Source organism: Kribbella sp. NPDC026596, from assembly GCF_040638415.1.
In the GTDB taxonomy this organism is placed as follows: Bacteria; Actinomycetota; Actinomycetes; order Propionibacteriales; family Kribbellaceae; genus Kribbella.
Window position 1 is genome coordinate 26,856 of record NZ_JBEZYF010000050.1, and the last position, 12,842, is coordinate 39,697.

The following is a 12,842-nucleotide window of genomic DNA, read 5'->3' on the forward strand; positions in this document are numbered from 1 at the left end:
CCGGGTGACGTCCTCGCGCGCCAGCGCTTGCCGTTCCTCGAGCGAGTCCCCTTCGTCCGGCAGAACTTCGTACGACGGCCGGTAGAGCGCGGGGCCTTCTTTCTTGCGTGATATCGATCGCAAGGAGCGGGCCAGGAAGAGAGCGGCCACCAGCAGCACCAGGACCGGCCAAAGCCAGCCTGGTCCCGACGACGTCTTGGGTACGTCGAGTTGGTCCAGCACCCCGTTGAGCGTGCCGACCGGGTCGGAGCGGCTGTGCTTGTCCAGCTCGTCGGTCAGGATGTCCGCGATCGGGGTGTCGACACCGACCGCGCTCCCCCAGGTGATCGCCCCGCCGAACACCACCAGGTAGATCCCGTCGGCCTGCTGCACGTCCACGAGCTTGTCCACGTACGCGCGAGCGGCCGCGCTGTTGTCGCCACTTCCGTCGTTGAGGGTCGCCGCGGGTACGACCGCGATCCGGATAGCCGGATCGCGGTCGCGGACCCGCTCGGCCAGCTGGTCGGCGTCCTTGTCCGGAACCAGCGAGCGCTGCGACGGGTCGACGTACACCGGTGAGGTCTTCCAGCCGTCGACGACGGACGCCGGATCCGGACCGAGAGCGGCCGCTGTGGGCGCGAGTACAGACGCGACGGCGAGGACCCCAGCAAGCAGACGCATGGGCAGAAGCCTGCCCTGTCCGCGGTTCGCTTCAGTCAGCTGCAGCAGTGAGATAGATGTCCTCTTCGCGCTCGAGCTCCTCGACCCGCTGGAGTCCCGTGTCACGCCAGAGCACGTACAGCAGGCCCAGCACCGCCAGCGAGAGTACGGCCGCCAGCAGCGGCAGGTAGCCGACACCGACCAACTGGATGACCAGACCGCCGACTACCGCGGACAGTCCGGCGCCCAGGTAGATCGCCGAGGCGTTGAGCGAGATCAGCAGACCGCCACCGAGCTCCAGCAGCAGGTTCTGGATCGGCGGGTTGAAGGCCCAGGTGAACATGCCCCAGACGAACAGAGCCGCACCCGCACCGACCTCCGTGCTCGCCGTGATGTCCAGAGTGCTGACAACGGCGGTGATGCCGATCAGCAGGACCAGGAGTGTGCGCAGACTGCCGAAGCGGTCCGTGGCGCGTCCTCCGACGAGATTCCCGAGCACTGCGCCCAACCCGTACAGGAGAAGCAGGAGGCCGGCGGCGTTGCCGGACAGTCCGGCCGTGTGCTTCAGCAGCGGCACGATGTAGATGTAAACGCTGAAGGCGCCGAGCACTGCGAGGACTGTCATCGCGAGAACGATCTGCACCCGTCGATCGGCCACACCGGCAAACCGTTCTCGCAGTCCGACCACTGGAGGCGCGTCCACCTTCGGGAGGGCGACGCGCTCGACGATGGCGACCAGTACGGCGATGACCGTGATGAGTGCGAAGACACCCTTGTAACCCAGCGTCGGACCGAGCAGACTCCCGGCCGGTACGCCGATCACCAGAGCGAAGGTCAGTCCGCCGAAGACGATGGCGACGGCCCTGCCACGTTCCTCGGGTCGCATCAGTCCGGTGGCGAACAGAGTGGCCGCAGGGGTGTAGGCGGCGGCACCCAACGCGGCCACCACGCGACCGACGATCAGCACCGGGTAGTTGGTGGCGACCGCGGCGATGAGGTTGCCCAGCGCGGCCAGAACGAGTGCGGCGATCAGGAGGGTACGGCGCTCCCACCGGCCGGCCAGGGTGGACAGGATCGGCGCACCGATCGCGTACGACAGGGAGAACGCGGTGGCGAGTTGACCCGCGGCCGTCAGCGAGACATGGAGCTCGGAGCTGACGTCGGGCAGCACACCGGACACGACGTACGCGCTGGTGCCGACCGCGAACGCACCGGCGCCGAGCAGGTAGATCCGTGCGGACATCGGGGACCTTCCGGACGAGTCGAGTAGTTCGATGGAGATCGTACTACGAAGATCATCGAACTTCGACCGATATCGTATTATTGACCCATGACCACACTCATGCCACGCCTCCGGCGCGGCGGGTCACGGGGCTTTGACTCCCGGCCGTCCCTCGTCGCTCCAGTCGCTACGCTCCCTCCACTCCTCAGTCCAGGCCGGGAGGCCCCGTGACCAGCAAGGAACTCCCCCAGCCGGACCGCGACGAGATCGAGGTCGCGACGGTGCTCCAGGCTCTCGGTGAGCCGGTGCGGCTGCAGATCGTCCGCGCACTCGCCGACGCTCCCCAGGGCATCGCCTGCGGCGACATCGAGCTCCCGGTCACCGCATCCACCCGGGCGCACCACCTGCGCATCCTGCGCGAGGCCGGCGTCCTGACCACCCACACCGAAGGCACCCGCCGGATCAGCAAACTCCGCCGGACCGACCTCGAGGACCTCTATCCCGGCCTCCTCACCGGCATCCTGGCCGCCCGTCAGTAACGACGCGCACACGCCGGGTGAACCCGCACCGCAACCGCAAGCTGCCGGTGGGTTGATCGAGCGGTGGTTGTAGGGGTGCGACTGGCAAACTGTGGCAGTGGTCGAGCTTCGTAGGCGGTGGGACGAGCTGGTGCCCGGCTCGGCCTCGCTGGCAGACGAGCTGGTCGCCAGGTACGTCGAGCGCACCCGGCGGGCCTACCGGGACCACTATCTGGAGATCGTGCTCACCGCACTCGACTCCCTCATCCAGCTCTCCACCGATCCGACCTCGGTCCGGCTGGCAGCGTGGTTCCACCGCGCAGTACACGAACCGGGCGGCACACCGGCCGAGGACGCTGAGGCCTCCGCCCGGCTGGCCGAGGAGCGTCTCCCGCAGTACGGCGTACCGCCGATCCGCATCGCCGAAGTGGCCCGCCTGATCCGCCTCACCGGCGACCTGGCGGCTCCCCTGCCGGATGCCTACGCACCACCGCGCCGCGACGCCAACGGCGACGTACTGCTCGACGCCGTCAACGCCATCCTCGCCGCCGACCCCAGCCGGTACGCCGTCCACACTGCCGAGGTACGGCGGGACACGGGCGACCGCAAGACCGCACTCGAGCACCGGTACGACGAGGTCCGCGAACTGCTCGACGGCCACCTCTACCGCACCCAACTGGCCCGGCAACGGCTCGGTCCGGTCGCCCGAGTCAACCTCGAGTCCGAGCTCGCCGGACTGGACAGCCAACTCCCCGCACCGTGGCGTGGCTGGCAGCAAGCCGCACTGACCGCCATCGCGACCTTCAGCGCGATCGCCTCCGCAGTAGTCGCGATCGCCGCGTCCGGCGCCTCCTGGCAGGTCCCGACCGCCCAGAACGAGGCCGGCTGGCCGCCCGTCGCGCTGGCTGCCGTCGCCTTCTTCAGCGCACCCCTGCTGTTCCGTTGCGCCCGCAGCGCCAGCCAACGCTCGCGACTCATCGCAGGAGCCGTAGTCGCGATCGCTGTCACCGGACTGCTCGTCGCCTGGGCACAGGTCCCCAGGACAAACCCAGCCGTCGGTGTGGGCCTTCGAGTGCCGCTACTGATCGCCGCTCTGCTACTCCTGCTCCTGGCCGGCGTGGCGGCACTGGTCGCCTCGCTGCTGCGCACCAGAACGGCTCGCTTTCTCCCTGCCCGCAACCTCGGTCAGCAACTCGCGTGGCTCGCCGTACCGGCAGCGGTAGCGCTGATCCTGCTGCTGATCGTCCAGCCGCTGGCTCGCAACTACGTGCTGAGTTCCAACGAGCGAGTAGAAGGCTCACCGAACGAGCCGGGCACGGCGTCTCCCTCAGTCCTCGACGGCTCGGTCGCCTGGGTCAGCAGGTCGCTGCACGGCGCGGGCGCCGAGGGCGCGATCGGCACGAGGTACGGCGTCGCCATCCCGCGGCAGAGTGGCGTGGTGGAGATGCTGGACGCCGCCACCGGGGAGCTGCGCTGGCGCTACAGCCGGTCCGATTCCGACGAGCTGCCGAATATCGTTGCCACCGGCAACGGTGACTATGTGCTGGCCGAATTCGCCGACGTCGGCTACCTGCTGCTCGACGCGAAGACCGGCCACCGCAAGGCCGCCTGGCCGGGCCGGACCCGTGACCACCTCGTCCAACAGGCCGAACCGCTGCTGACCGCCGAGCCTTCGTCCGGCGGCTCCGGCAAGCTGCATGGCGTCGACCCGGACGGCCACGAGCGATGGACGTTCGAACCGGGCGACTGCACGGACATCGGCGCGGTCGCGACCGCCGAGACCGTGGTCGCGTTCCTCGGCCACAGCTGCAACGACAGGCCCGACGAGATGACCGCGCTGGATCTGCGGTCCGGCAAGAAGCTCTGGAGCAAGGTCTCCGCCGACACCTACCGGCGACCGGTCGTCGTGGCCGGACTGGTGGTCGTCGCCGAGCCTGGCGGTGATTCCGACGTACCCGTCGCTCTGACGGCCATTGAGCCGCGGACCGGCGACATCCGCTGGCGCTGGCCGGTGCCCCGGAACTGGGCGTGCCGAACGCTGCTCAACGCGGCCGGCAAGTACCTGATCGTGGTGGACTGCCCCGGTCCCAGCAGCCAGGAGAACCGCCGGACCGTGGTCACGGCCGTCGACGCCAACACCGGTCTGACGGCCTGGCAGACGACCGCACCGGTCAGCCCGCGCGTGAAGGTCACCGTCACCGCCGACGGACGGGTGATCTCGCTCGGCCGCGGCGCAAGCGGCTGCGTCGCGAACGTGATCAGCCGCGCCGGCTTCCGTCAGGTCCCCTGCCCACCGGAATCTCCTGCGGCCGCGACCCCCGCGCCATCGGCAACCTCATCCTCACCTCAGGCCCGGACACGGTCATCGCCCTGCGCTGACTCAATCGGGTCAGGAGAGCTGGTGCTCGGCAGTGGCTAGGAGCTCGACGATGCGGGTGCCGAAGGCGACGTCGACTGGGTGCGACTCGCCTGACTCGGCGGCGGTGACCAACTCCTCGGCGGCGAGTTGTAGCGCCTCGACCGCGGAGGTCTCGCTGGCCGGCAGGAGCGCCGTACCCGTCTCTCCCCAGACGCCGGTCTCGAAGTTGCTGCCGGCGGGCGGAGCCGACAGCGAGATGCTGGCGGTGCTCGTGGCTCCGGACTCGTGGGTGAGGACGAGGTGGACGAGGCCGCCGGCGCCGCCGACGGCGGCCAGCTCGACGATCGGGCCGAGCATCGCGGTCAGGTTGGACAGGGCGTGCGGGCCGACGTCCCAGATGGCACCACGCCGCTCGCGTCGCCAGGGTGAGTCGATGAGCGGCTTGCCCGGTTCGTCGAGGGCGGCGAGCATCCGGGTCCAGCCGCCTTTCCACCCGCCGCGCGCCTGAAGCTCCGCGAAGAACGTCCGCAGCGGCGGCTGGAACCGGCCGGTGAAGAACACCACCGAGGCGATGCCCTCGTCCGCGACCTCGTCGGCCAGTGCCCGGGCATCGTCGAGCGAGTCCGCGACCGGCTTGTCGAGCAGCAGGTGCTTGCCCACGGCCGCGGCCTCCAGCGCCATCGACGCCTGCACCTTCGGCGGTACGGCGAACGCGACCGCCTCGACCGACTCGAGTAACTCCGCGTAGTCGTCGTACGGCGTGACGCCCAGGTCACTCGCGATCGCCGCGGTCTTGTCCGGATGCCGGCCCCAGACGCCCACCAGCTCCACCCCGGAGGCGGCCATCAGGCCCGGTCCGTGCGTCCGGTGCGCCCACGGACCGGTGCCGACCAAACCGAACCGCATCTCTTCTCCGTTCCGCCACAGATGTGATCTGCACCGCAATTTCAGTGCTGCGACTCGGTGCCTGGTGCCCCCATCGAAGCGGCAAGGTGACGAGCCGATATCGCTTTGGCCACGACCCTATCCGGGAACGCCGGATCGGTCGGCGCAGGCTCCCGAGGGGTGCGAGACTCCCAGCCATGGACCTGCGCGACCAGTGGAATCGCCTGCTGCCGCACGCGCAGCCCTTGGGCGAGGATCTGCTGGCTCGTTACGCAGAGCAACATCGTCATTATCACGACCAGCGGCACCTGACCGAGGTACTGCGGACCGTCGACGAGCTGGCCGAGGCCGCCGACGACCCGGACACGGTCCGGCTGGCAGCCTGGTTCCACGACGCGATCTACGACCCGCAGGCCGACCCCGGGGAGAACGAGGAGGTCTCGGCCCAGCTGGCCGAGCTCGAGCTGGCGGCGTACGGCGTCGAGGCCGAGCAGGTCGAGGAGGTCGGCCGGCTGGTCCGCCTGACCGCCAAGCACGACTGCGAGCCGGACGACCGCAACGGCGCCGTCCTGTGTGACGCCGATCTGCGCATCCTGAGCCTGGACCCGGAGCGGTACGACGAGTACTCGGCCGGCATCCGGCAGGAGTACGGGCACATCGCCGACCGGGAGTTCGCCCGCGGCCGGATGTCGTTCCTGCAGACCCTGGCCGAGACCCGGCTGTTCGCGACCACGCGAGGCCATGACGAATGGGAAGAGGCCGCCCGGGAGAACATCACCCGGGAGGTCGAGTCCTGGGGCCCTAAGGCGGCCCGGCCGATCGGCGGGCTGATCCCGATCGTCTACTTCGGTGCTGCCCTCGGCGCGGTCGTCGCGTCCTCCGTCCTGTTCGGCCGTGGCCTCGGTGCGGCCGCCAAGTGGCCCGCCGACCCGGACGAGGTCGCCGGCTTCCCGGTCTGGGCACCGATCGCGGGTACGGCGCTGTCGGCCGCACTGGCCTGCGCCTGGTTCCGGCGGGCCGAGCGGCGACTGGTCACCATCCCGGCACTGGTGTTCGGAGTGGTCGGCCTGATCGCCGTTGGCTTCTGCTGGTGGCGCTGGCCCGCCGCGCAGCCCGGTGCGGCCATGTCAGAGCGCTGGCCGTACCTGATGCTCGCGTCGGTCGCTCTGGTGCTGGCCGGTGCGCTCCTGGCGTTGGCGAGGCGGCTGCGGCTCGCACCGCCGTACGCGCAGGCTCCACCGCGATTGCTGGGTGTCGGCGCCACTGTGGTGTGCGGGGCGCTGCTGGCCTGGGTGGTGGTGTCGGCCGGTGAGCCGTTCGTGCAGGCCCGGCTGGAGACCGCCAACACGGTCAGCACGACGACCACCATCGAACCCAACCAGCTCCCGGTGCAGCTCGACGGCACTCTGGCCTGGAGCCGCGAGGTGCCCGCGACAGGCGCCATCGCCGGTACGGCGGGCGGAGTGGCCGAACTGCGGTCGGACGGCGTGGTCATGTCCGATGCGACCACCGGCCAGATCCGGTGGCGGTACTCGCGGGCCGACGTCAAGGACGCCGCATCCAGTGGTTCCAAGGGCCTCCTGGTCTCCGCCGACGGCCGTACCGTCGCCGCACACCTCCCCAACGCCGACTACCGCGAACCCGCGGGCGTCGACCTGCCGACGTACGCCGTACTGGATGCAGTGACCGGGAAGGTGCTGACCGAGGTCCACACCGACGGGACCGCACTGGCCGTCGACCAGAACCAGTTGCTCGTCGCGGAGGACAACTACGTCGTGGCGCACGGCGTGAGCAGCCCGACCCACTGGCGCACCCAGCTGCGCTGCAACGTGACGCAGGGCGAGCTGATGGGCGATCAGGCGGTCGTCGTCGACGGATGCGGTGGCAACGGAGCCGTCGTACGCGGTCTGGACCTCAAGACCGGCGATCAGCGCTGGGAGGTCGACCTGGGGAACAGGTTCGACCTGAGTGCCGAGCTGGACCCGACCACGTGGGTCGGCGATCTGGTCGCCGTACCCGACACCCGTGAGGTCTCCGGACTGATCTGGACCGGCGCTGCGGGTGGAACGCTCTACCAGTGGTCCATCGACGTCGCCGAGGGCCGCGTCATCTGGACGACCCCGGTGCCCGGCACACCGCGGCCTCGGCTCGGGTCCTCGTCGTGCGACGCACAGCTCGCCGCCACCCACGCCTCGCTCGTCCTGATCACCTGCCGGAACACCACCGACCCCGGACAGGTGCAGACGTACGACGTCTCCGCGCTGAGCCCCGCGGACGGAACACCGCAGTGGCACCACCTGCTGGAGGTACCACCGAAGCTGCAGCAGCCGGAGTACCCGCGGGACGGGTTCAGCATGTTGCCGGACGGACGCGTGGTCACGCTGATGCCGCAGCGGAACGGCAGTTGCTCACCGGTGATGATCGGCACCACCGGCGTCCAGCCCCGCCCGATCCTGGCCGGCCCGACCGCCACATCGGTCGCCCAGTCCGAAGAAGTCACCTGCGACAAGCCCGCCGTCGCAGTAGCCGGTGCCCGCCCCATCTTCTCCGACGGCAGCAGACTCTTCGCCCTCAGCTGAGGTCTCTCTCCCCCTCCACTCCTCCTTCTTTCCCTTCGTTCTTGTCGCGCGGGCAGCGCGGGAATTCTGTTGCTGCAGGCAGCGTTCGTCTCTACCGTGATGCTCATGTTCCGCGTGGTTTTCGAGTTCGACCTGTCAGGCACCGGCCTGACGGGCGCTCCCACGTGGGCCGCGTCAGTCGATTCAGCCTTGTGCACCGGCGCGCGAATCCGACCCTCCTCCTGCTGAGCAGGACCCGCGGAGGAGGGTGGTCGCTCACCGGCCCCCTCCGTGCGGGTGACAGCCGCGGAGGGCTGCCCGGAGGGTCCTGGCTCACACGAATCTTCTGACACGTAAGGACTTTTCATGGCCAAGAGCCAGTTCGTGCGGACCAAGCCGCACCTCAACATCGGGACGATGGGTCACGTCGACCACGGCAAGACCACCCTCACGGCGGCGATCACCAAGGTGCTCGCCGAGCGCGACCCGAGCGTCAACCGCTTCGTCGCGTTCGACGGGATCGACCGGGCGCCGGAGGAGGTCCAGCGCGGGATCACCATCAACATCTCGCACGTGGAGTACGAGACCGCGACCCGGCACTACGCGCACGTCGACATGCCAGGGCACGCCGACTACGTCAAGAACATGATCACCGGCGCCGCCCAGGTGGACGCCGCGATCCTGGTCGTCTCCGCGCAGGACGGCGCCATGCCGCAGACGCGCGAGCACGTGCTGCTCGCGCGCCGGGTGGGCGTGCCGTACCTGGTGGTCGCGCTGAACAAGGCGGACGCCGTCGACGACCCCGAGCTGCTCGACCTGGTCGAGCTGGAGGTCCGTGAACTCCTGTCGGAGTACGGCTTCCCGGGCGACGACGTACCGGTCGTGCGCGTCTCCGGCCTGAAGGCGCTGGAGGGCGATCCGCAGTGGACCGCCGCGATCGGCGAGCTGCTGGACGCGATCGACTCCTACGTGCCGGTACCGGACCGCGTGCTGGGCGAGCCGTTCTTGATGCCGATCGAGAACGTCCTCACCATCAGCGGCCGCGGCACGGTCGTCACCGGTGCGGTCGAGCGCGGTTCGCTGAAGCTCGGCGACACCGTCGAGGTGGTCGGGCTCGGTCCGACGGTCACCAGTACGGCGATCGGGATGGAGACGTTCGGCAAGACGCTGGAGTCCGCGGAGGCGGGCGACAACGCGGCGGTGCTGCTGCGCGGCGTGAAGCGCGACGAGGTCCGTCGCGGCCAGGTGGTGGCGTTGCCGGGCAGTGTGCGGCCGCACCGGAAGTTCCGGGCGACCCTGCACGCACTGTCCACGGCCGAGGGTGGTCGGCACACGCCCTTCGCCGCGGACTACCGCCCGCAGTTCTACTTCCGTACGACGGATGTCTCCGGCGGCATCGACCTGGGTGACATCACCCTGGTGATGCCGGGCGACACCATCGAGCTCGGAGTAGAACTCGAGAAGCCCGTAGCCATGAACGTCGGCCTCGGCTTCGCGGTCCGTGAAGGCGGCCACACCGTAGCCGCCGGCACAGTCGCTGAGCTCCTCGACTGACGCAACGGCCCTCAACCTCACTCGGTTGGGGGCCGTTGTCCTTTCCGGTGACGCAAACCAGAGGCAGTCAGTCTCCGAACAATTTCCCGACTGGAGACCGGTACGGCGCCGGCGGCGATCAGATCGTCGTAGCGGTCGCTGGGGACGTCGTAGTGGTCGCGGTCGAAGCCCCGGGCCGGGATGCCGGCAGCTTTGGCGAAGGTGTGCAGCTCTTCGTACGACTCGTCGCTGACCAAGTGGGACCAGACCCTGTCCCACGCCGGCCAGGCCGGTGGGTCGATAAGGATCATTCGCGCGCGTCCTGGGCGTCGAGCAGGTTCCGCCAGGCACGGACGAAGCGCGAGTTCACATAGGCCTTGGTCCACGAGCCGTCCTGGCGGACCGACGAGCCGACGTGGAAGCGCCGTACGCCGCTCTGGTACAGCCACGGCACGTGCTCCGGCTGCAGTCCACCGCCGGCCATCATCACGCTCGCGACCGCGGAGTCCTCCTTGGCCAGCCTGCACAGATCGTCCAGCCCGTGTCCGACTCCGATCGACGACCCAGCGGTCAGCACAGTGTCGAGACCGGGCAACGACCGCAACGCACGCCACGCCGACGCCTGCTCCAGTACGGCGTCGATCGCGCGGTGGAACGTCCACGGCGTACCGGCGAACGTGCTGACCAGAGCACCCGCCGACTCCGCATCCACCACGTTGTCGGGAGTCAGGAACCCCAGCACGAAGCCATCCGCGCCGGCGGACAGATAGGACTGCGCCATGGCGGTCAGCCGGTTCAGCTCGGCGCCGTTGATCGTGAAGGAGTCCGTCAGCCGCAGCATCACGCGCAGCGGCAGATCGGTCGACCGCCGGATCGCACTGACCGTCGACACCGACGGCGACAACCCGTCCGCCTCCATCGACGCGCACAACTCCAGCCGGTCCGCCCCACCCTCTTGCGCCGCCTCCGCATCCGCCGGATGCAGCGCAATGACCTCCAGCAACGACCCCATGCGTGCCATCATCTCGCACCCGCGGTCAGACCTCGCGGAAATAGGTGTTGCACTCCCTCAGAGTCTTCTGTATCGTTTTTCTAGAACGATTTAGAAGAACGATACAGAAGACTGCCACAGAGCGGTCCCCGGACGAGGAGGTGGAGTGATGGCAGGAGTCACGCTGAAGACCGTGGCGAAGGCCGTGGGTGTGTCGCCGTCGACCGTCTCCAACGCCTACAACAAGCCCGACCAGCTGTCCGCCGCCTTGCGCGAGCGCATCCTGAGCACCGCCCACGAGCTCGGGTACGCCGGACCGGACGCATCCGCCCGTGCGCTGCGCAGCGGCAAGGCCGGTTCGGTCGGGGTGCTCTTCACCGACAAGCTGGCGTACGCCTTCTCGGATCCGTACGCGGTCGGCTTCCTGGCCGGCCTGGCCGAGGTCGCCGAGGAGTTCGCCACCAGCCTGCTGCTGATGCCACTCAGCTCGACCGACATCACCGGCGGCAGCAACGCCGTCCAGCAGGCCGCCATCGACGCGGCCGCGATCTTCTGCGTCCCAGGTGGTCACCCGGCGCTCGACATCCTCGCCAACCGCGGCATCCCGGCGGTCTCCACCGACCGCGGCGACCACCCGGACCTGTCCTGGGTCGCCATCGACGAGGTGGAAGCGGCCGCCCAACTGGGCGAGCACCTGGCCCGGCTCGGCCACCGCGAGATCGTCGTACTGGTCGACAACGCCCAGGCGGCCGGCGGCCGGCCGGTGGAGCTGACGCTCGACGAGGTCGGGTACACCGACTGTGAGCTGCGGATTCGCGGCCTGCAGAAGGCTATGCCGGACGCTCGGCTGCGGATCGTCTCCGGCGGTCACAACGCCTTCAGCTCCGGGCTCGCCGGCGCGGAGTGGGTGCTCGACTCGCAGGACCGTCCGAGCGCGATCGTCGGACTGAGCGATGTCCAGGCGCTCGGCGTGATGGAGGCGATGAAGGTCCGCGGACTGGTCCCAGGACGGGATCTGACCGTGGCCGGCTTCGACGACATCCCGGCGGCCGGACCGGCCGGACTGACCACGGTCCACCAGCCGATCAAGGACAAAGGCCGCGCGGTCGGCCGGATCCTGCTGGACCCGGCCAGCACCGAGCGTCAGCTCCTGATGCCCACCGAGTTGGTCGTCCGCTCGAGTAGCGGACCCGCACCGAAACTCTGACAACCACACAACACACCCAGGACCCACTCGGGTTCCCGGGCTGATACCGCACGACATCCGACGGCCGACCGGTCGCCGGCCGAACCACCACGCTCTCAGAAGGGAGCAGCATCATGACGTACTTCATCGCCGGCAACACAGCAGTCGAGAACGCTCGCGCCCTGTCGCAGTCGGCGCTCCCGAACGCTCCCCAGCAGCCGTACGACGAGCCGGCCCCGCGCCGCGCCGTCACGGTCCGCACCCGGCTCAGCGCCGTACTCCGCACCGCCGCCCAGCGCGAACTCCGCCTGGCCGACCGCATCGACCCCACCTGCCCCACCACCAGCTAACCCCGGTGGCACAACCCTCCAGCTCAGTGGTTAACCCCCGAGCTGGAGGGTTGCCCACCGAGAATCTGAGGGGGCAACCCTCCAGGTGAGGGGGCAAGCACTGTGATGGGTGTTGGGAAACCCCACGTCTTACGCGAGGCGTGGGGTTTTGTCGGTTGGGTCTGGCACTCTGAAGGGCGATGAGTGAGCCAGGTGTGTTGCTGACCGCCCGGGCCATGGTCTTGCATGACCTGGCCGCGCGGGGATTCGACGATGCCGTCATGGTGTCGCTGCTCGAGGACGCGGTCGCCGGACGGCAGTGGTGGCTGGATCAGTGGCCGGACGGCGCGGAACACATCGCCGGACTGGTCGCCCAGGACGTTCAGGACCGCCTGGTCGACTCCGGTGTTCGCTGGCCCCGGTGCACCGCCTGCGACGACTTGCACGACCACGAGCTCCGGATCGAGCCGGAACTCGGCCCCGACCCGCACTGGGTCTGCGAGCGCGCCGGCATCGACGTCGCGCCCCTCGGCCACCTCACCTGACACCACCCGAACCCCCACCGGACGACACCGACCGGCTCCGCACGCGGCGCCGCACCGCACACGGCACCGCACACGGC

At 69.4% G+C, this 12,842-nt stretch carries 11 protein-coding genes; 7 read left to right on the forward strand and 4 right to left on the reverse strand.

Annotation, left to right across the window (positions count from 1 at the left end; translation table 11 throughout):
• Positions 1–691 precede the first annotated feature (691 nt).
• Positions 692–1,882: an MFS transporter gene (locus tag AB0E63_RS32140; protein ID WP_360374582.1), complete on the reverse strand. Its 1,191-nt coding sequence runs from the start codon at positions 1,880–1,882 to the stop codon at positions 692–694.
• 206 nt (positions 1,883–2,088) lie between these two features.
• Here AB0E63_RS32140 and AB0E63_RS32145 point away from each other — a divergent pair, with 206 nt between their 5' ends.
• Entirely contained in the window at positions 2,089–2,400 is a 312-nt protein-coding gene (locus tag AB0E63_RS32145) for a metalloregulator ArsR/SmtB family transcription factor (protein ID WP_360374584.1), read from the forward strand.
• 97 nt (positions 2,401–2,497) lie between these two features.
• Positions 2,498–4,798, forward strand: coding sequence for a PQQ-binding-like beta-propeller repeat protein (locus tag AB0E63_RS32150; RefSeq protein WP_360374586.1), 2,301 nt, complete (start codon positions 2,498–2,500; stop codon positions 4,796–4,798).
• On the opposite strand, the gene AB0E63_RS32155 is transcribed toward AB0E63_RS32150, so the two are convergent.
• A complete protein-coding gene (locus tag AB0E63_RS32155; RefSeq protein ID WP_360374588.1) occupies positions 4,769–5,644 on the reverse strand; it encodes a Gfo/Idh/MocA family oxidoreductase in 876 nt (291 codons plus the stop codon). The two genes, AB0E63_RS32150 and AB0E63_RS32155, sit on opposite strands and share 30 nt — an antisense overlap.
• 176 nt (positions 5,645–5,820) lie before the next feature.
• On the opposite strand from AB0E63_RS32155, the gene AB0E63_RS32160 reads away from it, so the two are divergent.
• A complete protein-coding gene (locus AB0E63_RS32160) occupies positions 5,821–8,202 on the forward strand; it encodes a PQQ-binding-like beta-propeller repeat protein (RefSeq protein ID WP_360374590.1) in 2,382 nt (793 codons plus the stop codon).
• A 345-nt stretch (positions 8,203–8,547) separates the two neighbouring features.
• Positions 8,548–9,735, forward strand: coding sequence for an elongation factor Tu (tuf, locus tag AB0E63_RS32165; RefSeq protein ID WP_360374592.1), 1,188 nt, complete (start codon positions 8,548–8,550; stop codon positions 9,733–9,735).
• 17 nt (positions 9,736–9,752) lie between these two features.
• Here tuf and AB0E63_RS32170 read toward each other — a convergent pair whose 3' ends face one another.
• Both AB0E63_RS32170 and AB0E63_RS32175 read right to left on the reverse strand, forming a co-directional pair.
• Positions 9,753–10,025 (reverse strand): DUF4031 domain-containing protein, encoded by a 273-nt coding sequence (locus AB0E63_RS32170; protein WP_360374594.1) that lies wholly within the window; start codon positions 10,023–10,025, stop codon positions 9,753–9,755.
• Positions 10,022–10,726 carry a copper homeostasis protein CutC gene (locus tag AB0E63_RS32175; protein ID WP_360374596.1) on the reverse strand — a complete coding sequence of 235 codons (705 nt, stop codon included), beginning with the start codon at positions 10,724–10,726 and terminating at the stop codon, positions 10,022–10,024. Before AB0E63_RS32175 ends, AB0E63_RS32170 begins: the two co-directional genes overlap by 4 nt.
• Before the next feature lie 148 nt (positions 10,727–10,874).
• Between AB0E63_RS32175 and AB0E63_RS32180 the strand changes: the two genes are divergently transcribed.
• The 3 genes from AB0E63_RS32180 (at position 10,875) to AB0E63_RS32190 (ending at position 12,765) form a co-directional block, all read left to right on the forward strand.
• On the forward strand, positions 10,875–11,912 hold the full coding sequence (locus AB0E63_RS32180; protein ID WP_360374598.1) for a LacI family DNA-binding transcriptional regulator: 1,038 nt from the start codon (positions 10,875–10,877) through the stop codon (positions 11,910–11,912).
• A gap of 113 nt (positions 11,913–12,025) precedes the next feature.
• Positions 12,026–12,241 carry a hypothetical protein gene (locus AB0E63_RS32185; RefSeq protein ID WP_360374600.1) on the forward strand — a complete coding sequence of 72 codons (216 nt, stop codon included), beginning with the start codon at positions 12,026–12,028 and terminating at the stop codon, positions 12,239–12,241.
• 179 nt (positions 12,242–12,420) lie between these two features.
• Positions 12,421–12,765 carry a hypothetical protein gene (locus AB0E63_RS32190; RefSeq protein WP_360374602.1) on the forward strand — a complete coding sequence of 115 codons (345 nt, stop codon included), beginning with the start codon at positions 12,421–12,423 and terminating at the stop codon, positions 12,763–12,765.
• Positions 12,766–12,842: the final 77 nt, after the last annotated feature.

What these genes read in the sequence shown, in the direction of transcription:
- AB0E63_RS32140 (WP_360374582.1), bottom strand. Translation starts at nt 1,882, where the DNA reads ATGTCCGCACGGATCTACCTGCTCGGCGCCGGTGCGTTCGCGGTCGGC.
- AB0E63_RS32155 (WP_360374588.1), bottom strand. Translation starts at nt 5,644, where the DNA reads ATGCGGTTCGGTTTGGTCGGCACCGGTCCGTGGGCGCACCGGACGCAC.
- AB0E63_RS32160 (WP_360374590.1), top strand. Translation starts at nt 5,821, where the DNA reads ATGGACCTGCGCGACCAGTGGAATCGCCTGCTGCCGCACGCGCAGCCC.
- tuf (WP_360374592.1), top strand. Translation starts at nt 8,548, where the DNA reads ATGGCCAAGAGCCAGTTCGTGCGGACCAAGCCGCACCTCAACATCGGG.
- AB0E63_RS32170 (WP_360374594.1), bottom strand. Translation starts at nt 10,025, where the DNA reads ATGATCCTTATCGACCCACCGGCCTGGCCGGCGTGGGACAGGGTCTGG.
- AB0E63_RS32175 (WP_360374596.1), bottom strand. Translation starts at nt 10,726, where the DNA reads ATGGGGTCGTTGCTGGAGGTCATTGCGCTGCATCCGGCGGATGCGGAG.
- AB0E63_RS32180 (WP_360374598.1), top strand. Translation starts at nt 10,875, where the DNA reads ATGGCAGGAGTCACGCTGAAGACCGTGGCGAAGGCCGTGGGTGTGTCG.
- AB0E63_RS32185 (WP_360374600.1), top strand. Translation starts at nt 12,026, where the DNA reads ATGACGTACTTCATCGCCGGCAACACAGCAGTCGAGAACGCTCGCGCC.
- AB0E63_RS32190 (WP_360374602.1), top strand. Translation starts at nt 12,421, where the DNA reads ATGAGTGAGCCAGGTGTGTTGCTGACCGCCCGGGCCATGGTCTTGCAT.